Annotated in this window: 18 protein-coding genes; 8 read left to right on the top strand and 10 right to left on the bottom strand. The window is 66.5% G+C overall.

What is annotated here, in order from left to right; translation table 11 throughout:
• The first annotated feature begins 111 nt into the window (after positions 1-111).
• A complete protein-coding gene (gene orn, locus AC1DFU_RS16970; RefSeq protein ID WP_092290314.1) occupies positions 112-738 on the top strand; it encodes an oligoribonuclease in 627 nt (208 codons plus the stop codon).
• 78 nt (positions 739-816) lie between these two features.
• The gene (locus AC1DFU_RS16965; RefSeq protein ID WP_092290312.1) at positions 817-1,698 is read left to right on the top strand and encodes an AEC family transporter; all 882 of its coding nucleotides are present in this window, start codon (positions 817-819) and stop codon (positions 1,696-1,698) included.
• Between the two features lie 21 nt (positions 1,699-1,719).
• Here AC1DFU_RS16965 and mog read toward each other — a convergent pair whose 3' ends face one another.
• On the bottom strand, positions 1,720-2,367 hold the full coding sequence (gene mog, locus AC1DFU_RS16960; RefSeq protein WP_441590567.1) for a molybdopterin adenylyltransferase: 648 nt from the start codon (positions 2,365-2,367) through the stop codon (positions 1,720-1,722).
• Positions 2,364-2,981 (bottom strand): ribosome biogenesis factor YjgA, encoded by a 618-nt coding sequence (gene yjgA, locus AC1DFU_RS16955; protein WP_304441446.1) that lies wholly within the window; start codon positions 2,979-2,981, stop codon positions 2,364-2,366. The genes mog and yjgA overlap by 4 nt, the downstream gene beginning before the upstream one ends.
• A gap of 69 nt (positions 2,982-3,050) precedes the next feature.
• Here yjgA and pmbA point away from each other — a divergent pair, with 69 nt between their 5' ends.
• Positions 3,051-4,418, top strand: coding sequence for a metalloprotease PmbA (pmbA, locus tag AC1DFU_RS16950; RefSeq protein ID WP_092290863.1), 1,368 nt, complete (start codon positions 3,051-3,053; stop codon positions 4,416-4,418).
• Between the two features lie 79 nt (positions 4,419-4,497).
• On the opposite strand, the gene AC1DFU_RS16945 is transcribed toward pmbA, so the two are convergent.
• The 3 genes from AC1DFU_RS16945 to AC1DFU_RS16935 all read right to left on the bottom strand — a co-directional run bounded on the left by AC1DFU_RS16945 (position 4,498) and on the right by AC1DFU_RS16935 (position 6,642).
• Positions 4,498-4,998, bottom strand: a complete 501-nt coding sequence (locus AC1DFU_RS16945) for a dihydrofolate reductase (protein WP_092290306.1) — start codon at positions 4,996-4,998, stop codon at positions 4,498-4,500.
• Entirely contained in the window at positions 4,995-5,789 is a 795-nt protein-coding gene (locus AC1DFU_RS16940) for a thymidylate synthase (protein WP_092290304.1), read from the bottom strand. The genes AC1DFU_RS16945 and AC1DFU_RS16940 overlap by 4 nt, the downstream gene beginning before the upstream one ends.
• Positions 5,790-5,937: 148 nt before the next feature.
• Complete coding sequence (locus AC1DFU_RS16935; protein WP_092290303.1) at positions 5,938-6,642, bottom strand: TerC family protein; 705 nt, start codon at positions 6,640-6,642, stop codon at positions 5,938-5,940.
• Positions 6,643-7,206: 564 nt separating this feature from the next.
• On the opposite strand from AC1DFU_RS16935, the gene egtD reads away from it, so the two are divergent.
• Positions 7,207-8,295 (top strand): L-histidine N(alpha)-methyltransferase, encoded by a 1,089-nt coding sequence (egtD, locus tag AC1DFU_RS16930; protein ID WP_092290302.1) that lies wholly within the window; start codon positions 7,207-7,209, stop codon positions 8,293-8,295.
• A gap of 141 nt (positions 8,296-8,436) precedes the next feature.
• Entirely contained in the window at positions 8,437-9,693 is a 1,257-nt protein-coding gene (locus AC1DFU_RS16925) for an SUMF1/EgtB/PvdO family nonheme iron enzyme (RefSeq protein ID WP_092290301.1), read from the top strand.
• Positions 9,694-9,808: 115 nt separating this feature from the next.
• Here the strand turns inward: AC1DFU_RS16925 and AC1DFU_RS16920 are convergent, their stop codons facing one another.
• From AC1DFU_RS16920 to AC1DFU_RS16905, 4 genes are all read right to left on the bottom strand, one after another.
• Positions 9,809-11,731, bottom strand: a complete 1,923-nt coding sequence (locus AC1DFU_RS16920) for a DEAD/DEAH box helicase (RefSeq protein WP_092290300.1) — start codon at positions 11,729-11,731, stop codon at positions 9,809-9,811.
• An 845-nt stretch (positions 11,732-12,576) separates the two neighbouring features.
• Positions 12,577-12,804, bottom strand: a complete 228-nt coding sequence (locus AC1DFU_RS16915) for a hypothetical protein (protein ID WP_255370669.1) — start codon at positions 12,802-12,804, stop codon at positions 12,577-12,579.
• Between the two features lie 136 nt (positions 12,805-12,940).
• On the bottom strand, positions 12,941-13,213 hold the full coding sequence (locus AC1DFU_RS16910) for a hypothetical protein (RefSeq protein WP_092290299.1): 273 nt from the start codon (positions 13,211-13,213) through the stop codon (positions 12,941-12,943).
• A 30-nt stretch (positions 13,214-13,243) separates the two neighbouring features.
• On the bottom strand, positions 13,244-13,522 hold the full coding sequence (locus tag AC1DFU_RS16905) for a hypothetical protein (protein WP_092290298.1): 279 nt from the start codon (positions 13,520-13,522) through the stop codon (positions 13,244-13,246).
• A 370-nt stretch (positions 13,523-13,892) separates the two neighbouring features.
• On the opposite strand from AC1DFU_RS16905, the gene AC1DFU_RS16900 reads away from it, so the two are divergent.
• Complete coding sequence (locus AC1DFU_RS16900) at positions 13,893-16,046, top strand: serine/threonine protein kinase (RefSeq protein WP_441590566.1); 2,154 nt, start codon at positions 13,893-13,895, stop codon at positions 16,044-16,046.
• Between the two features lie 26 nt (positions 16,047-16,072).
• On the opposite strand, the gene AC1DFU_RS16895 is transcribed toward AC1DFU_RS16900, so the two are convergent.
• Positions 16,073-17,233, bottom strand: a complete 1,161-nt coding sequence (locus AC1DFU_RS16895; protein WP_441590565.1) for a formylglycine-generating enzyme family protein — start codon at positions 17,231-17,233, stop codon at positions 16,073-16,075.
• A 376-nt stretch (positions 17,234-17,609) separates the two neighbouring features.
• Between AC1DFU_RS16895 and AC1DFU_RS16890 the strand changes: the two genes are divergently transcribed.
• Positions 17,610-18,050: a DUF4399 domain-containing protein gene (locus AC1DFU_RS16890; RefSeq protein ID WP_092290294.1), complete on the top strand. Its 441-nt coding sequence runs from the start codon at positions 17,610-17,612 to the stop codon at positions 18,048-18,050.
• Positions 18,051-18,090: 40 nt separating this feature from the next.
• A complete protein-coding gene (locus AC1DFU_RS16885; RefSeq protein WP_441590564.1) occupies positions 18,091-18,609 on the top strand; it encodes a DUF4399 domain-containing protein in 519 nt (172 codons plus the stop codon).
• Positions 18,610-18,905 lie beyond the last annotated feature (296 nt).

The raw sequence follows: 18,905 nt of genomic DNA, 5'->3' as shown, positions 1-18,905 counted from the left end.
GAGGGTACGCAGCCGGGCAATTGTGGCGGATATGCGAGAATTATAAATTGTTCGCGCCGGACGCCTGTCCGGCCGGTTTTCTTCCTGTCCCCAATATCGAGCCGTACCCAGATGACTAGCCCAGCCGCCACCTCCGTCAAAAGTGAAAACAACCTCATCTGGTTGGATATGGAAATGACCGGCCTGCAGCCGGATTCCGACCGGATTATCGAGGTTGCCGTGGTGGTGACCGACTCCGAACTCAATATCCTGGCCGAAGGGCCGGTGCTGGTGATCCATCAGGCCGACGCCGTGCTCGACGGCATGGACAACTGGAACAAGGGCACGCACGGCCGCTCGGGCCTGATCGACAAGGTCAAGGCGTCCACGCTCACCGAGGCGCAGGCCGAAGCCGAACTGCTGGCGTTCCTGAAGCGCTGGGTGCCGGCCGGCAAGTCGCCGATGTGCGGCAATTCGATCTGCCAGGACCGCCGCTTCATGGCGCGTTACATGCCGAAGCTGGAATCGTTCTTCCACTACCGGAACCTCGATGTTTCCACGCTGAAGGAACTCTGCAAGCGCTGGGAGCCGGCCATCCACAAGGGTTTCGCCAAGCGCCAGCTGCACACGGCGCTGGCCGATATCCTCGAGTCGGTGGAGGAACTGCGCTACTACCGCACGCACTTTATCAAGGCGTCCACGCCGGCCGCCACGGAAACCCCGGCGGCGCCCGCTGCGCCCACCGCCCCGGCAGCCTAAGACAGAACAAGAACCCCGCGGGCCGGTCAGTCCTTCCGCTTGACGGGGAGGGGCCCCGGCTACGCCGCCCCTTCCGCCATGTTCACCCGTATCGTTTCGATCATTACGCCGGTCATCCTGATCATCCTGGTCGGATGGCTCTACGGCCGGCGCGCCCACCCAGACATGACCGGCATCAACCGCGCCACGCTCGACGTGATCGCGCCGCTGCTGGTGGTCTCGGCCTTCGTCAGCAAGGATTTCGTGCTGGCGGACCAGTTGGCGCTGCTTGGCTGCGCGGTGGCGGTGGTGATCGGCTCCGGCATCCTTGCGTGGATCGTCGCCCGGCTGATCAAGGCCGATCCGCGCACCTTCGTGCCGCCGATGATGTTCAACAACAGCGGCAACATGGGCCTGCCGCTGTCGGTCTTCGCGTTCGGCCCGGCCGGGCTGGCGCCGGCGGTGGCGCTGTTCGCGGCGTCGAACCTGATGCACTTTACGCTGGGGCTCAAGATCGTCAACCGGCATGCCTCGCTGACGCAGATCGCCCGCAACCCGATGGTGCTGGCCACCGTGGCCGGCGTGGCGCTGTCGCTGGCGCGGCCGTGGTTCACGCTGCCCGAGCCGGTTTTCGAGTCGATCAAGCTGCTGGGCGATGCCACGGTGCCGCTGATGCTGTTCGCGCTCGGCGTGCGGATGAAGGACGTCAGCCTGCGGAACTGGGGGATGGGGTTGCTGGGCGCGGCGGTGTGCCCGCTGGTGGGCATTGCGGTGGCGCTGCCGCTGGCGCTGTGGGTGCCGCTGACCGATCTCCAGCGCGGGCTGCTGTTCGTCTTCGCGGCCCTGCCGCCGGCGGTGCTCAATTTCCTGGTGGCCGACCATTTCCGGCAAGAGCCGGATCAGGTGGCCTCCATCGTGCTGCTCGGCAACATCGGGGCCGTGGTGTTCGTGCCCATCGGGCTCTACCTCGGCCTGAAGTAGCCGTTCTCTCTAAATATCTAGTCAGGACTTCGCGCGGATGGCGTGCTTCGGGCGCCACGCCTTGACCACGGCCTCGTCGGTTTCCACGTAGGGGCCGCCGATCAGGTCGATGCAATATGGCACCGCCGCGAACACGCCCTGGACCACGGACTTGCCGTCGGCATCGCGCAGACCTTCCAGCGTCTCGCGGATGGCGCGCGGCTGCCCGGGGAGGTTGATGATCAGCGCGGCACGGCCCGGCGTCTCGCGGATCACGGCCACCTGCCGCGACAGGATCGCGGTCGGCACGAAATGCAGGCTGACCTGCCGCATCTGCTCGCCAAATCCTGGCATTTCCTTGGTACCGGCCGCCAGAGTTGCCTCCGGCGTCACATCGCGCCGTGCCGGGCCGGTGCCGCCCGTGGTCAGCACGAGGTCGCAGCCCACCACATCCACCAGGTCGATCAGCGTGCGCGAGATCAGCGCCTGCTCGTCCGGAATCAGCCGTTCCACGCCTTGCCACGGCGAGGTCAGGGTGCGGCCGAACCAGTCCCGCAGGGCGGGGATGCCCTCGTCCTGGTAGGTGCCGGACGACGCCCGGTCAGAAATCGACACGAAACCGACGATCAGCTCGTCGGGATGCTTACGCACGGCCGGGGAACTGGGCTGGGTGGTCAGGGGAGAGGTCATGCCTCGGGCTCCTGTGCGGGCGGGGTGGCGGCGTCGGCTGCGGCGCCAGTGGCGGCATCCTTCTCTTCCAGCGCGGTCTTCACGGCCTGGAACAGCTCGCGGAAGTACTTGGGCGGCTTGCTCATTTCGCGCTCCTTGCGGGCATTGCGGATGATATTGCGCACGGCCTGCACGTCCACGGTGGGGTGCTCGCCGAGGAACTTGGTCAGCATCGCGTCGTCGGCCAGCAGCAGTTCGCGCCAGCGTTCGATCAGGTGCAGCCGGGCCGTCTCGGCCTTGCTTGTGCCCTTGAAGCCTTCCAGCGCGGCGCGGATGGCGTCGAGTTCGTCGTCGTCCAGCCCGCGCATGACCTTGCCGACGAACTGCATCTGGCGGCGCTTGCCTTCGTGGCTGTTGATCTTGCGGGCGGCGTGGATGGCGTCCGCCAGCGACTCAGGCATCGGCACGCGCGCCAGGCGGTCCTTGGCCAGGGCTTCGAGCTCGACGCCCAGGTCTTGCAGCGCGGTCATGTCGCGCTTGCGCTGCGACTTGCTCTTGGGCAGGTCGTCGTCCGGCTCGGGGGCAAAGCCACCGGGGAAACGGGAATTGGAGGGGCTACGGGTATTTCGCGTCATAGCCGGCATTTTATCTTGCTATGATTCCCGTTTGGACTTTTGATCACGCTTGCCCACATGGACCACCGCATGGACCAGATTGCCGACAAAACCTCGCATTTCACCTATTCCCAGGACCAGCTCAAGGCCATGGCGGCCGATGTGCTGCGCGTGGCACGCGAGCTTGGGGCGACCGACGCCGCTACCGAGATCTCGGAGGGCAGCGGCCTGTCGGTGACGGTGCGCAAGGGCCAGGTGGAGACGATCGAGCAGAACCGCGACAAGGTGGTTGGCGTTACGGTGATGATCGGCCAGCGGCGCGGCAACGCCAGCACGTCCGATTTCTCGCCGGCGGCGCTGCGCGCCACGGCCGAGGCCGCCTACAACATCGCCCGCTTCACCGCCGAGGACGATTGCGCCGGGCTGGCCGAGGAAGACCTGCTCGAGAAGAATCCGCAGAACCTGGACCTGTTCCACCCGTGGACGGTGGACGCCGAGGGCGCCATCGACATCGCCCGTCGCGCCGAAGCGGCCGCGTTCGCGGTCTCGCCGAAAATCCGCAACAGCGACGGCGCGAGCGTTTCCGCGCAGCATTCGCAATTCGTGCTGGCCACCTCGCGCGGTTTCTCCGGCGGCTACCCGTATTCCCGCCATTTCATCTCGTGCGCGCCCATCGCCGGCTCGGGTGGCGGCATGCAGCGCGACGACTGGTATTCGTCCAAGCGCTCCCCGCTGACGCTGGCCGCGCCCGAGGACATCGGCCGCTACGCCGCCGAGCGTGCGCTGGCTCGCCTGAATGCCCGCAAGCTGACCACGCGCAAGTGCCCGGTGCTGTTCGAAGCGCCGCTGGCCGCTGGCCTGCTCGGCGCGTTCGTCCAGGCGGTGTCCGGTGGCGCGCTGTATCGTAAATCGACGTTTTTGTACGACACGCTGGGCAAGGCCGTGTTCGGTCCGGACATCCAGATCCATGAAACGCCGCACGTGCCGGGCGCGATGGGCAGCGCCCCGTTCGACGAGGAAGGCGTGCGCACGCGCGAGCGCGACGTGGTGCGCGACGGTGTGGTGGAAGGCTATTTCCTCTCCACCTACTCGGCGCGCAAGCTGGGCATGAAGACCACCGGCAACGCCGGCGGCTCGCACAACCTGAAGCTGACCAGCACCCTGACCCAGCCGGGCGACGACTTCGCCGGCATGCTGAAGAAGATGGGCACCGGCCTGCTGGTGACGGAGTTGATGGGGCAGGGCGTGAACTACGTGACGGGCGACTACTCGCGCGGCGCGTCGGGCTACTGGGTGGAAAACGGCGTGATCCAGTATCCGGTGGAAGAAATCACGATTGCCGGCAGCATGGTCGAGATGTTCAAGCAGATCGTGGCCATCGGCGCGGACTCGCTGGTGCGTGGCACCAAGGAAACCGGCTCGATCCTGATCGAACAGATGACGATCGCCGGGAACTGACCGGCTGGGGCCTGGGGCTGGATCGCCCAACGAAAAACGGCAGGGTTTGAACCCTGCCGTTTTTTTTTGCAGCCTCGGCTTACTCTTCGCCGGAAGGCGGCCGTTCGTACGTCACGAACGCGTAGTCGAACTGGTTGGCCTCGGAGTGATGCGTCTCGCGGGTCAGTTCGATCCAGCGGGTCCGGTCCACGGCCGGGAAGAACGCGTCGCCGGGTACGTCGGCGTCGATCTCGGTAACGATCAGCCGGTCCGCGCTGGGCAGCGCCTCGGCGTAGAGCTGCGCGCCGCCGATCAGGAAGACCTGCTCCACGCCCACGCAGAGCCGCTGGGCGTCTTCGAGCGATGCCACCACCTCGGCGCCTTCCAGCTTCAGGTCCCGGTTCCGGCTCACCACGATATTGCGGCGCCCCGGCAGCGGTCGGCCGATGGAATCCCACGTCTTGCGGCCCATGACGACCGGCGCGCCCATCGTCGTACGCTTGAAATGCTGGAGGTCTTCCGGCAGGCGCCACGGCAGCGTGTTGTCGCGGCCGATGGTGCCGTTGCGTGCCCGGGCGACGATCAGGGTCAGCAGCGTCATACGGCCACCGGCGCCTTGATCGCGGGGTGCGATTCATAGCCCACCAGCGCGAAATCCTCGTACTTGTAGTCGAAGATGCTGTCCGGCTTGCGCTGGATCTGGAGCGTCGGCAGCTTCATCGGCGCGCGCGCGAGCTGGGTTTCCACCTGCTCGAAATGATTGTTGTAGATGTGGCAGTCGCCGCCGGTCCAGACGAAGTCGCCCACGGCCAGGCCGGCCTGCTGCGCGATCATGTGCGTCAGCAGCGCGTAGCTGGCGATGTTGAACGGCACGCCGAGGAAGATGTCGGCACTGCGCTGGTAGAGCTGGCAGGACAGCTTGCCGTCGGCCACGTAGAACTGGAAGAACGCGTGGCAGGGGGGCAGCTTCATCTGCGGGATTTCGCCGACGTTCCAGGCCGAGACGATCAGGCGGCGCGAGTCCGGGTTGTTGCGGATCTGCTGCATCAGGTCGGCGATCTGGTCCACGTGGCGGCCGTCCGGCGTCGGCCAGGCGCGCCACTGGTAGCCGTAGATCGGGCCGAGTTCGCCGTTCTGGTCGGCCCACTCGTCCCAGATCGTCACGCCGTGTTCCTTCAGGTAGGCGATGTTGGTCGAGCCCTGGAGGAACCACAGCAGTTCGTGGATGATGGACTTCAGGTGCAGCTTCTTGGTGGTGACCACCGGGAAGCCCTCGTTCAGGTCGAAGCGCATCTGGTAGCCGAACACCGAGCGGGTGCCCGTGCCGGTGCGGTCGGCCTTGTCGGTGCCATGCTCGTAAACATGGCGCATGAAGTCGAGATACTGTTTCATCGGCTTGGAAGCGAGGGCGGGGAGAAAGTGATGTCGGCGCCCGGGGGCGCCCGAGCGGGGATTTTACCCGCAAAGCAAAAGACCGCCCGGAGGCGGTCTTTTGCTGCGCCGCGGCAGGGGGCTGCCGCGCGCCGGGGTCTGACTGGTGTCAGTGGCTTTCGGCCGGGGTAGTGCGCACGCGACGCTTCTGCGTCAGGTAGCCCGCGCCCAGCACGCCGCCGATGATCAGCACATAGAGGCCAAGCTGCACGATCGAATGCGTCTCGAAGTACGTCTTGATCAGCGGCTCCTTGACGATCATGTGCACAGCCGTGAAGGCCAGCACGCCGGCGCCCAGGTAGATGATGATCGGGAAGCGCGACATCAGCTTCAGCACCAGCGTCGAGCCCCAGACCACGATCGGGATGCTGATCAGCAGGCCCAGCACCACCAGCAGGAAGCTGCCGTGCGCGGCGCCGGCTACGGCCAGCACGTTGTCCACGCCCATCACCGCGTCGGCGATGATGATGGTCTTCATCGCGCCCACCAGCGTGGTGGCGCCGCCGCCGTGCTCGTCGCCATCTTCCTCGGCGGCCAGCAGCTTGTAGGCAATCCAGACCAGCGCCAGGCCACCCACCAGCATCAGGCCAGGGATCTTGAGCAGCCAGACCACGCCGATGGTCATGGCCGAACGGACCACTACGGCGCCGACGGTACCCCAGACAATGGCCTTCTTCTGCAGATGAGGCGGCAGGTTGCGCGCCGCCAGGGCGATCACGATGGCATTGTCCCCGGCCAGCACCAGGTCAATGACGACGATGGACAGCAGCGCCGTCAGAAACTGCATCGTGAACAAATCGGTGAACCACTCCATGAACTCTCCTCGGGTACGAACGAATAGCTGCAAGCCAATTTGGCCCGCAAGGGTTTTTGTTCACCTGAGATCACGAAGCACGGGAGTTGGAAACGCCTTTGCAACGTGAAACCAGGTTGCAAAGGTCTTGCTCGACACACAGACGCGGAATGCGCGGCAGGGTCAGCACAACCGGAGACGGGTCGCGTCTCGGAATGACGATTGTGCTAAGGGCAATGGCCCCCAAGCTACTCCCCTTTGAAGGGACGCGTCCGCAGATACTGCATGAGCGGTCGCGCTGGGCGGGATTATAAGCGAAATGCGAGGAAAAATGTTGTGCAGCCTACATGCCATTTGAATGTATCTAACATGAGGCTTTTGGGTGGAGATTTCGACATTGTCAGCGGATGTAAGTCGATGCAAGGCATCCTGCACGCATATCGATATGCACCTATCCTATTGGGACTGGCTTCGGCCGGTGCGCGTCAGACTGCACAGGCGCGGACTCCGATGACGGTCGCCTGGCGCTAGCCATGGCGGTTTTGAGGGATTCACGTAGTGCCCCATCGACAACAAGGAAGCGTCATGCCGGCTGTTACGACACCACTGAACCCAACTCGACCTCTCTCCAAAGCCAATCATAACCACCACGCCCCCGCCCCCACACTCGCGCCCGAGCCATCCCCGGTCATCGTCAATGGCAATGGCCATGCCCCGGCGGCGCTCCAGCCCGAATTCGTCCAGCAGTACCACGAGGACAGCGGCGCCCTGCGCGCCGAGATCGTCGCTGGCCTGACCCGGCATCCGGCCAGCATCAGTCCGAAGTTTTTCTACGATGTGCTCGGTTCCCGGCTGTTCGAGGCGATTACCGACCTGCCCGAGTACTACCCCACGCGCACCGAAGCATCGATCTTCGCCACCTCGGCGCCCGCCATTGCGGCGCGCGCCGGCAGCGGCTGCGTGCTGATCGACCTCGGTGCGGGCAACTGCGAGAAGGCCGCGCGGCTGTTCCCCAGCCTCCAGCCAGCGCAGTACGTGGCGCTCGATATTTCCGTGGAGTTCCTGCGCGGCACGCTGACCGGCCTGCAACAGCAGAATCCGCATATTCCGATGCTGGGCCTGGGCGCGGACCTCTGCGGCCCGCTCGACCTGCCCAGCGGCGTCCGGCGCGGGCGGCGGCTGTTCTTCTATCCCGGCTCCAGCATCGGCAACTTCGCCCCGATCGAGGCGCTCGCGCTGCTCCAGCGCCTGCGCGCGGCGGCCGGGCGCGGCGACGGCGTGCTGATCGGCGTGGATCTTTTCAAGGATTCTGCGACGCTGGTGTCGGCCTATGACGACGCCCTCGGCGTGACCGCCGCGTTCAATCGCAACGTGCTGCGCAACCTGAACCGCATCGTTGGCAGCGACTTCGCGCTCGACGACTGGCGCCATGCGGCCAGCTTCGACGCCCGGTCCTCGCGCGTGCAGATGCATCTGGAGGCCACGCGCGACGTAACCGTGCGCTGGGCCGACGGCGAGCGGCGCTTCGCGGCCGGGGAGCAGATCCATACGGAGGATTCCTATAAGTATCGTCCGGAGGACTTCTCGATCCTGCTCGAGTCGGCCGGCTTCACCGATCCGGTGTGCTGGACCGACCCGAACGGCTGGTTCGCGGTGTTCCACGCGCGCGGCTGACCGTCGCGGCCGGGTCCGCGACAGAAGCCGCAGCCCAAGCAGGGGATTGAATGCCCGGGAAGGGCCATCGTCGCGCCAGTGTCATAATGCGCGCAGCCGGTGGCCCCGGCATCCCTTTTACCTTCTGTCACGGATCTGTCGATGAGCGGCTTCTCCATGCTTCCCGATCTTCACTTCACTGGCGGCAAGGCGACGTGGGCTGACGCGCGCCGGCTGCCGCGCGAAGGGCTGGCGCAGGCGCTGGTGGAGTCGCGCAATCGCACGCTGGCGTGGCTGGCGGCCTTCGGCCAGACCCGCAAGGGCTGGATGGTCACGCGCCAGTACGACTGCAATCCGCCGCTGTGGACCCTCGGTCACATCGCCTGGCATGCCGAATGGTGGTGCCTGCGCGGCGTGCGCCACCTCGAGCGGGGTGGGGTGCGGCTGCCGGTGGCCAGTGAGCCGTCGCTGCTCGACGGCGCCGATGAATGGTTCGACCCGGACCGCATCGGCCCGGACGAGCGCTGGGAAATCGTGCTGCCCGATGTCGCACGCGTGAAGCAGTACGCCACGCAGGTGCTGGACGGCCTGCTGCGCCGCATCGCGCTGTTGCCCGACGACGAAGATGTCACGCTCTATCCGTTTCGCCGGGCGCTGTTCCATGAGGATGCCCAGGGCGAGACCATCGCCGCGCTGCTTCAGGCGCTGGGCATGGCGCCGGCCGAGCCGGCTGCCGTGGGCCCGTCGATCTCCGTCTCGCACAACGGCACGCTGCACTTCCCGGGCGGCCGCTTCACGCAGGGCTGGCATGACCCGGACGGCCTCGCGCTGCCGGACGAGCTGCCGGCCCAGCAGACCTATGTGCCCGCGTTCGATATGGACGGCGCGCTGGTCACCAATGCGCAATTTCTTGAGTTTGTCGAAGACCACGGCTACGAGCACCCGTCGTGGTGGTCGGCGGCGGGGCGGCAATGGCTGATGACGCAGGAGCGCTCGGCGCCGCGTTACTGGTCGCGCCACTTGGTCACCCGGGCGTGGATGGTGTCGCGCTTCGGCGCGGAGCGCACGCTCAATCCCGACGAGCCGGTGCGCCACGTCACGCTGTTCGAGGCGCAGGCATGGTGCGTCTGGGCCGGCCGGCGGCTGCCGCAGGAAGTGGAGTGGGAGCTGGCAGCCACGCAGAATCGTGGCCTGCAATGGGGCGCGCTGCGCGAGTGGACGGCCACACCCTACGAGCCCTACGCGGGCTTTGTGGCGCAGCCGGCTGACCTGGAGCTGGTGGGACGCTTCGGCACGCACCAGGCCGTGCGCGGCGTCTCGTTCGCGAGCCCGGCGCGCCAGCGCCATACCCGGGCGCGCACGGCGCTGCTGCCCGAGGACGATGTCTCCTTCGTCGGCTTCCGGTCCTGCGCGGTGTAGGCCCCGACGTCGATTCCATCGCACGCAGGCAAAAAAAAACGGCACCCGAGGGTGCCGTTCTTCATGGATCGTAGCGACCCCGGTCAACTGATCAACCGGTCACCCGGTCAGCCGATCAACGCTCGTAGCGCGAGCGGGTGTTGCCGTTGCGCTGGCCGCCGAAGCCGCCGCGATCGCCGAAGCCGCGGTTGCCGTCGCGCGGAGCGCCGCCTTCACGGTTGCCGCCGAAGCCGCCACGGTTCGCGCCTTCGCGGTTACCGAAACCTTCGCGGTTGCCGAAGCTGCGGTCGCCGAACGAGCGCTCGCCGCCGAAGCTGCGTTGCTGCTCGCCGCCGAACGGACGCTGTTGCGGCTGGCCACGGTCGCCGAAGCCACGGTTGCCGTCGCGCGGTGCCGCCGCAGCGCCTTCACGGTTGCCGAAGCCTTCGCGATTACCAAAGCCTTCACGGTTGCCGAAGCCGCCGCGATCGCCGAAGCCACGGCTTTCCCCGCCGCCGAACTTGCGGTCGCCGAAGCTGCGCTCGCCGCCGGTGCCGCCATTGCCGCGGTAGCCACCGCCGCTACCGCTGTTGCCGCCGCGATAACCGCCGCCGGTGCCACTGTTACCACGGTAGCCGCCGCCGCTGCCGCCCGGCTTGCCGCCGAAGTTCGAACGCGGCTTGGGCTGGCGACGCGGCTCGAGGCCTTCGATCACCGACGCGTCGATGCGGTGGTTGGTGAAGCGCTCGATGCGCTTCCACTGGAACATGTCGCCATGGTTCACGAGGTTGATCGCGATACCCGAGCGGCCGGCACGGCCGGTACGGCCGATACGGTGAACGTAGTCTTCCGCCTGCTTGGGCAGGTCGAAGTTCACCACGTGGGTGATGTCGGGCACGTCGATACCGCGTGCGGCCACATCGGTCGCCACCAGCACGCGGATGTTGCCGCGGCGCAGGGCGGTCAGCGTGCGGTTACGCGCACCCTGGGTCATGTCGCCATGCAGGGCGCCGGCCGAGAAACCGGTGTCCGAAAGACGTTCGGCCAGCGAATCGGCATCGCGCTTGGTCGCCGTGAAGACGATGGCTTGCTTGAGCGAGGCGTCGCGCAGCAGGTGATCCAGCAGGCGCTCCTTGTGCGACATGTCGTCGGTGAAGTGCAGGCGCTGCTCGATGTTGCTCTGGTCGGCGCGGACGGCGGCGATCTCGATACGCTGCGGGTCGCGCAGCTGGCGCGAGGCCAGTTGGGCGATGCGGGCGTCGAGCGTGGCCGAGAACATCAGCGTCTGGCGCGTGGACGGCGTGGCCGCGACGATGGCGTCGATGTCATCGGCAAAGCCCATGTCCAGCATGCGGTCGGCTTCGTCGAAGACGAGCATGTCGAGTGCGGACAGGTCGATACGGCCGGCTTCGATGTGATCGAGCAGGCGGCCCGGCGTGGCCACGAGGATGTCAGGCATCTTCGACAGCATGGCCAGCTGCTTCGGGTAGGGCATGCCGCCCAGGATGCTGGCGCAGACGATGCGGCGCAGATGGCGGCCGTACTTGGCGGCAGCCTCGGTCACCTGCAGGGCCAGTTCACGCGTCGGCGTGAGCACCAGCAGCGACGGCTGGGCCGGCGACGGACGGGGGCGCTTGCCCTTCATGCGCTTGACGGGTTCGTCGCTGCGCGGACGATTCGGGGCCGCCTTCTCGCTGATGCGCTGGATGGCGGGCAGCATGAACGCGGCGGTCTTGCCCGAGCCGGTCTGGCTCGAGACCAGCAGGTCACGGCCGGCCAGGAACTGGGGAATGGCCTGGGCCTGCACCGGCGTCGGCGTGAGGTAGTTCAGTTCGGAGAGGGCGCGCAGGATGGCTTCGTCCAGACCGAGCTTGGCAAAGCCGTTTTCGGCGATGTCGACGGGTTGGGCTGCCTGGGCGGGTGCTGCGGACGCTTCGGGCGCGTCACCGGCGGTCAGCATGGCGTCGAGCTTGTCGAGCGGGCTGATGTCGGCGGGCGTGGCGGATGCGTCGGTGGCGGAGGCAAAAGATTGCTCCGCACGGAAATCGTGCTGGGTCATGTCGTGCTTATTAAATATGCATGGCACCCCCGCGGTCATGCGCAAAGGGGTGGGCGCAGTGCAAAGTCTTAAAAAAGGCTTCGGCGCCAATCGGTAGGCCGTTCGACAGACTCAGCTGGCAACACGGCGGCAGGCAGGGTGGGCGGCTGGTTTTTTAAATAAACCGGCTACTAATCCCTGGCAGGCAAACAGCGCAGGCAAACAGGCTGTTCATCAGGATCGGAGACGAGGCGACGTCTGGTGAGCGGTGCGTTCTGGCCAACACCTGTCACGGAACATCTGGAGGACAGAGGCGGGGTGCAGAGCTTGGGAGGTAGCGGGTGCGCCATGGCAGGATTGCCGGGCGCTTTGCGGAACTCACAGTGCGAAACTCACGGCGCGCAGTATAGCAGAACAATTAAATTTTTGTTGCAGTGCGAAACGTAACGAGATGTGTCGCGCACATCTGGATCACGGCAATCATCCGGCGCCACTTGCGAATGCGTCTCGCTTGAAAGCGGGGGCGTCCTGCCTATACTCAGAGCGCGAGCAATCCATGCCCGCATGGGGCGGACACCCATCGTTCCCGATGATTCGCCTTCGGCAAGGTTAGCTTGCCGCTCGCCCCCGGCATTGCGGTCATTGATGCCACTGCCAGGTTTTCTTCGACTATCCGGGTGGTCCGGATGGACGTCCGCGTCATGGGCGGAACCATGGGAAAACATGCTTGGCACAGGAATGACCGGAATTCGCCGGCGACGTTGACCCAGGTGGTCCGGGCCCGTCCGCAACCAAAGCCCGCCAGTTGTCTGGCGGGCTTTTCTTTGCAGCGACTGCCTTGCTTTGTCTGCCGGGGCGTATCGCGCCTATTTGCGCGACAGCTTCCCGGTCACCCGTTCCTGCCCTGCATGCTGTCCGGACGCTTCGGGCTGGCCCGGGAAGCCTTCCGGATACTGGATCAGGCGCGCCTGCGCACGTCGGTGGGCCTGCCAGTGGCGGCCGCCTCCGGTGCGGGCACCGCCCGTGATGGCGGTCATGGCCTCGCGGTCGAGGTCCATGTTCTCCGTCAAATCCTTGATGACGATTACTGCCATGGCGTTCTCCAGCTTTTGGGCCTGGCCATGGCCGGTCTGTTTGGGGCCGGCCGGGCGGCGCCGGGGCAGGCGCGGGCCCGATTCAGTATAGGCCAGCGGTGCCGCCGTGGCGGCACCGCCACTGGAGGGTGGCCGGTCAGGCCGCCGCCCAGTTGCCGCCCCACTGCGACGGGTTGACGCCGAGCTTGATGTTGCCCAGGTCCACGCCGACCAGCGTGTTGTTGTTGAACGCAGCCACGTTCACCTGCTGCAGCTGCTGCACGCTTTGGTTGATGTTGATGTTCACGTTGGCCAGCGGGCCCATGTTGCCGGCCTTGGCGAGCCAGCTATTGCCGCCACGGATGGCGCACAGGGACTTGCGGTCGAGTTCCTTGCTGGCGGCAAGGTCGCGCACGATGATCGAAGACATGATGGACTCCTTGATCCGGGACCGTTGGGCTCAGACCGGGCCGTACACGTTGTTGCTGGCCGTCTGCGAGGTCGTCACGGTGTTCTTCATGTGGTCCTGGAAGGCCGAGCCGTTGCCGAACGCGCTCGTCACGCTTTGCATTTGCTGGTTTTGCTGGTTGATCTCGGTGTGCTTGTCGATGGACAGCTTGAACGGGCTGTAGACCGAGGTGTAGGGGGCGAAGAGGCCGAGGCCGCCGGATACGGCGCTCATCTTCTTGGCGTCGAGGGTTGCGGTCGAGGACAGGTCTTGGATGGTCAGCGTGGTCATTTCAGTTCTCCTAGAGAGGAAGGGTGAAGCTTGGTGGTTGGTTGAGCATCGGGTTGGTGTCGCGCTCGGTTGTCATATCGCAGCAAGCGTGCCAGCGCAGGCCCGGCACATCGAAAAAAGTTGGAAAACCGCGTGGGATAAGGCGTTGCGGGGAGATCGGGGCTGGCACGGTGCCGGCGCGCGGTGCCGCTGGCAGGGGAGAGTGGTGGATTGCCGCCAACAGATCGGCCGTGCCTGTCGGGGCGGGGCCAACGACCCGGGCAGTACCGGGTTTGCGGTTGGACAGAGTGCGCACTAGTATCCATCGTGGGCGATGGTTCGTGACGTAGCGGCATCGCCGGTCCGCAACCACTCGTCGGGATCGCATTTGATGTCTAGCCTGACCGACCTGATACGCAACTTCCAGCGCGGTGGCCTCTCGCGTGACGAGTTCCTTGCGTCAGTCGACCTGGCCCTCCAGGACGACCAGACACAGCCGACCCAGCTCGCCCGCGTGCTCAGTGAAGAACACACGCGCGCGCCGCTGCCGCCTGGCGTCTATGCCGAGGTGATGCGCCGCATCGAGTCGCGCGTGGCCACGCAGTTCGACCCGATCGGGGACGCCATGCGTGAGCCGCTGGGCGAGGAAACCCGCATGGCGCCCGATCCGCTGGACCGCAGCGCGCCGCCATCGCCATCGTCCTCGTCTTCGCCCACGTCGCCTTCCGCCTCCTCCCATCCCTCCGCGGGCCACAGCGGCAACACCGGCAGCACGGGCAACACCGGTGGCTATGTCACCGCCGGGGCCAGCAAGGGCGTTGGCGATACCCTCAACGGCCGCTTCGTGCTCGAGGAATGCCTGGGCATCGGCGGCATGGGCACGGTCTACAAGGCGCTCGACCTGCGCAAGCTCGAGGCGTCCGACCGCAAGCCCTATATCGCCATCAAGGTGCTGAACCTCCAGTTCAGCGGGCACCCCAAGTCCCTGATGGCCTTGCAGCGGGAGGCGCGCAAGGCGCAGACGCTGGCGCACCGGAATATCGTCACCGTCTACGACTTCGACCGCGATGGCCCGACAGTCTTCCTGACCATGGAATATCTGTCCGGGAAGTCCCTCAACCGCGTGCTGCGCGCGCCGGATTTCGCCGGCCTGCCGTACGCCAAGGCGCTGCCGATCATCGTCGGCATGGGCCGGGCGCTGGCCTATGCACACGAGCGCGGCTTCGTGCATTGCGATTTCAAGCCGGCCAATGTGTTCCTGACCGATCGTGGCGAGGTCAAGGTGATCGACTTCGGCATCGCGCGCGGCTTCCAGCAGCCGACCGATGACGCGGACCAGACCGTGTTCGATCCCGGCTCGCTGGGCGGCATGACGCCGGCCTACGCCAGCCCGGAGATGTTCGAGCACCGCGAGCCCGATCCGCGTGACGATATCTACGCGCTGGGTTGCGTGACCTATGAGCTGCTGACCGGCAAGCATCCGTACGAGCGGATGTCGGCCAACCAGGCGCGCGCCTCGCACATGAAGCCGACGCCGCCGAAGGTGCTCAGCCGCAACCAGTGGAAGACGCTGCGCCAGGCGCTCTCGCTGGACCGTGCCACGCGCACGCCCACCGTGAAGCGCTTCCTGGAAGGGCTGGGCGCCGAGCCGGCGCGGCCGACGTCGAGCGTGCCGATGGCGATAGGCGGCGTGCTGGCGGGCGCCGCGTTCGTGGCGGGACTGGGCTACTACGTGTGGCGCATGGGGGCCCAGCCGAAGGAACCGACGGAAGCCACCCAGGCCAGCACGACCGAGCCGGCCGCTGTCGAGCCGCCGAAAACCGAGCCGCCGAAAACCGCTGCACCCCCGAAAGCTGCGGAGCAACCGCCAAAAGCCCCCGAACCCAAGCTCACGCTGCAGGCCGTCACCCCCGTGCTGGCAGCCGCGCCTTGCTCGCTGCTCACGGCTGCCGTCGATGGCGGCACGCTGCGTGTGGAGGGCTACGTCGCGGATACGGCCACGCGCAAGCTGCGCGACCAGTTGAACGCCATCCCCGGTGTGAAATCCCTGAAATTCGATGCCCAGCCGCTTGCCGCCGACAAGTGCGATGTGGTGCGCCTGGTGGCGCCGTACTGGTCCGGGCACAAGCCCGGCGGTGCTGTGGTGCGCACCCGGGGCAGCGACAAGCTGACCGAGGGCACGCCGCTGATCATGGACCTGAACACGCCGGGGCAGGAGACCTATGTCTACGTCGATTACTTCGTCGTTGATGGCAAGGTGGCTCACCTTGTGCCCAGCAAGCGTATTCCGGGGCACCAGGCGCCGGCCAGTTATAGCGCCACGATCGGGGAGGCGGGGGAGTGGGTGGTCTCGCGGCCATTCGGCACGGAACTGGTGGTGCTGCTGACCACCCCGGCGCCGCTGTTCGACTCGCGCCGGCCCGAGTTCGAGACCCGGCAGGAATACCTGCGGGCGCTCGACAAGCCGCTCGCGCAGATGGCCGGCAAGTACGGCCGGGACCGCATCAGCGCGGACCTCGTGCAGATTTCGACCAGCGCCCGCTAGCCCGCTAGCCCGCTACTTCAAGTCTGCTACTTCATGTCCCGCGCCACGCGGAAGCCGTTCTGCGACTGGCGCACGCTGGTGCTGTACTTGAAGCGCGTGGAAGACACCATATAGGTCGCCCCCTCCCGCCAGGAGCCACCGCGGATCACGCGCGCGGTGCAGGCCGCCTCGTCCCAGGCGCGGCCATCGACCGGTGCGTTCTTGTACGAACTGTGCCAGCAGTCGCCCACCCATTCCCAGACGCTGCCGTTCATGTCATGCAGGCCGTACGGATTGGCCGCGAACGAGCCGACGTTGGCCGGCGCGGCATCGCTCCACGGCTCGCCGCAGTCCTTGCAGTTGGCGTTGCCCTTGCGCATCTGGTCGCCCCACCAGTAGGCGGAGCTGGTGCCGCCGCGCGCTGCGTACTCCCATTCGGCTTCGGTGGGCAGGCGATAGGTCTTGCCGGTAGTCTTCGTGAGCCAGGCGAGGTACTGCTGGGTGTCATCCCAGCTGACGTCGCGCACCGGGGCGGCCTTCGCCTCGGCAGGATTGGTGGCGATGCGCGGGCAGCCGTTGGCATCGGCACAGGCATTCCATTGCTCGACGGTCACCTCGAACTTGCCGATGGCGAACGGCTGGCTGATGGTCACGCGGTGCGGCGGACGCTCGGCGGGGTCGCTGATGCTGCTGCCCATCGTGAAGCCGCCCGGGCTGACGCTGACGAGTACCGGGCAGGCCGGGCAGTCACGGATCTCGCCGCCCTTGGCTTCGGCCTGCTTGGCCGGCGCGGTGGCGGGGGCGCCTTCCTTGCCTTCGTTCGCATAGGTCACGGTGCCCTGCGCGATGGGCCCGCCGCTGCGCGAGCGCGGCTGGTTGGCGGTGGGTGGCGTGGCGGGCGGTGTGGCGGGTGTGGCCGGGGCGCGTGCGGCAGGCGGCGGGGCGGGTGTCGGCGCCGGGGTGGGCGTCGGGGCCGGCTTGGCTTCCACCTTCGGCTCGGGCTTGGCGGGCTGGGCGGGAGACGTGGCCTTGATGCGCTCGATGCGAGACTTGGCGAGCGCCGCGAATCGCCCGTTCGGGTATTGCTTCAGATACGCCTCGTAGTCGCTGGCGTAGTTACTGTTCTTGATGGAGTCCCAGAACGACAGTTCGTACTGCTCGTCACTGTTCTTCGGCAGGATGCCGGCGCTGGCCGACGTGGCGAACATCGTACCCGCCACACCGAGGGCGCCACAGAACGCGCCGCCCCCGAGCAAAGCACTGCCAATCCATGACACGACAAGAGTTTTCCGCCACATATTCAGGCCCCGTGGGTGCTGCGCAGCGCGCGGTGTGGAGTTGCCGTGACGCAATCCGGCTCGTTTCAAGATAGCACAGCAGGTGTGGCGTGAAAGGTCGCCGCGCCGTGCCAGGCCGCCCGGTTAGCTTCCGTTCGCTTTTTCCGATCTTCCGACCTACGCTTGAGGACACATCGCCGAGCGCACTGCCGCCACAACACTAATCAAGATCCGCTGCCCGCTCGCCTCGCCGGTGTCCCCGCGCGGGCACCGTGTGAAGCGGACAGATCTCCGGGAGGAGCCGCGTATGTCCAGACGATCCCCGCTCCGCGTGCTCGCGGCCGCCGTGCTTGCCACGGGACTGGCTGCCTACGCCACCCTTGCCACGCCGCTGACCCCCGCCCCGAAGAACGCCGAGACGTACATCATCTGGCCCGGCGACGGCGCCGTCATCGACGGCGGCAAGCTCTGGGTCCGCATGGGCCTGAAGGGTATGGGCGTCTGTCCGAAGGGTGTCGAGCGCCCCAACTGCGGTCACCATCACCTGCTGATCGACGCCGAATTGCCGCCGATGGACAAGGAAATTCCCAACGACCGCAACCACCTGCATTTCGGCGCGGGCGAGACCGACGCGCGCATCGAACTGCCGCCAGGCAAGCACACGCTGCAGCTATTGCTGGGCGACAGCAAGCACGTGCCGTTCGATCCGCCGATTTATTCGAAGAAGATCACGATCACCGTGCGGTGAGCGCACATTCGCGATGATCGCCGCGCAGGGGAGGGAAGCCATGACGAAGCCAGTCGCCGCAGTGATCGTTCTTGCCGCCGGCTGTCTGTGGGCAGGCAGTGCCATGGCTGCCGATGCCTCGGCGCCCGCCGCCTCGGCCGGCCATGCCGCGCATGGCGGCACGGCGGCATCGGCCGCGGGGGCCACCCCGGCCAGCGGCCCCACGGCGGCGCCGAAGAACGCCTATCTCTATATCGGCTATCCGAACAACAACCAGACCCTGCCGGCCGGCAAGCCGGTCAAGGTCTGGTTCGGGCTGCGCAACATGGGCGTGGCGCCCAAGGACGTCAAGTTCCCGAACACCGGCCACCACCATCTATTGATCGATGTGGACCTGCCGCCGATGGACAAGGAGATTCCGAACGACCGCAACCACCTGCACTTCGGCGCGGGCGAGACCGAGACCACGGTGGAGCTGGCGCCGGGCAAGCACACGCTGCAACTGCTGATGGGCGACGAGAAGCACATCCCGACCAGTCCGCCGGTGTACTCGAAGAAGATCACGATCTATGTGAAGTAGGCGGGCGGAACGCCTGCTCCACGGGGCGCGCAGCGATGCGCGCCTTTTTTTCGTCCGCGATGTTGGCGCCAGCCAGACAGCTGGCCCGCATCCGTTGTGCCGCCACCAACAGGCCGGGGCCCCGCCACCCCCCATGCCGTGTGACGCGCTCATCCGCAAAGCCTTGACCCGCCAGCGCTGGCGGGTTTTTTTCGGTCTTCTGGCACGGGCTGGCACGCTTGCTGCGATATGACAACCGAGCGCGACACCAACCCGATGCTCAACCCAACCAAGCCTTACCTCTTCCTCTCTAGGAG

Source organism: Cupriavidus sp. 10L45, from assembly GCF_056395225.1.
Note: the sequence above shows the minus strand (reverse complement) of the source record. Positions and strands in the feature narration are given on the sequence as shown.

Excerpts from the sequence above, each read along its gene's own strand:
- orn (WP_092290314.1), top strand. The coding sequence starts at position 112 with ATGACTAGCCCAGCCGCCACCTCCGTCAAAAGTGAAAACAACCTCATC.
- AC1DFU_RS16965 (WP_092290312.1), top strand. The coding sequence starts at position 817 with ATGTTCACCCGTATCGTTTCGATCATTACGCCGGTCATCCTGATCATC.
- mog (WP_441590567.1), bottom strand. The coding sequence starts at position 2,367 with ATGACCTCTCCCCTGACCACCCAGCCCAGTTCCCCGGCCGTGCGTAAG.
- yjgA (WP_304441446.1), bottom strand. The coding sequence starts at position 2,981 with ATGACGCGAAATACCCGTAGCCCCTCCAATTCCCGTTTCCCCGGTGGC.
- pmbA (WP_092290863.1), top strand. The coding sequence starts at position 3,051 with ATGGACCAGATTGCCGACAAAACCTCGCATTTCACCTATTCCCAGGAC.
- AC1DFU_RS16945 (WP_092290306.1), bottom strand. The coding sequence starts at position 4,998 with ATGACGCTGCTGACCCTGATCGTCGCCCGGGCACGCAACGGCACCATC.
- AC1DFU_RS16940 (WP_092290304.1), bottom strand. The coding sequence starts at position 5,789 with ATGAAACAGTATCTCGACTTCATGCGCCATGTTTACGAGCATGGCACC.
- AC1DFU_RS16935 (WP_092290303.1), bottom strand. The coding sequence starts at position 6,642 with ATGGAGTGGTTCACCGATTTGTTCACGATGCAGTTTCTGACGGCGCTG.
- egtD (WP_092290302.1), top strand. The coding sequence starts at position 7,207 with ATGCCGGCTGTTACGACACCACTGAACCCAACTCGACCTCTCTCCAAA.
- AC1DFU_RS16925 (WP_092290301.1), top strand. The coding sequence starts at position 8,437 with ATGAGCGGCTTCTCCATGCTTCCCGATCTTCACTTCACTGGCGGCAAG.
- AC1DFU_RS16920 (WP_092290300.1), bottom strand. The coding sequence starts at position 11,731 with ATGACCCAGCACGATTTCCGTGCGGAGCAATCTTTTGCCTCCGCCACC.
- AC1DFU_RS16915 (WP_255370669.1), bottom strand. The coding sequence starts at position 12,804 with ATGGCAGTAATCGTCATCAAGGATTTGACGGAGAACATGGACCTCGAC.
- AC1DFU_RS16910 (WP_092290299.1), bottom strand. The coding sequence starts at position 13,213 with ATGTCTTCGATCATCGTGCGCGACCTTGCCGCCAGCAAGGAACTCGAC.
- AC1DFU_RS16905 (WP_092290298.1), bottom strand. The coding sequence starts at position 13,522 with ATGACCACGCTGACCATCCAAGACCTGTCCTCGACCGCAACCCTCGAC.
- AC1DFU_RS16900 (WP_441590566.1), top strand. The coding sequence starts at position 13,893 with ATGTCTAGCCTGACCGACCTGATACGCAACTTCCAGCGCGGTGGCCTC.
- AC1DFU_RS16895 (WP_441590565.1), bottom strand. The coding sequence starts at position 17,233 with ATGTTCGCCACGTCGGCCAGCGCCGGCATCCTGCCGAAGAACAGTGAC.
- AC1DFU_RS16890 (WP_092290294.1), top strand. The coding sequence starts at position 17,610 with ATGTCCAGACGATCCCCGCTCCGCGTGCTCGCGGCCGCCGTGCTTGCC.
- AC1DFU_RS16885 (WP_441590564.1), top strand. The coding sequence starts at position 18,091 with ATGACGAAGCCAGTCGCCGCAGTGATCGTTCTTGCCGCCGGCTGTCTG.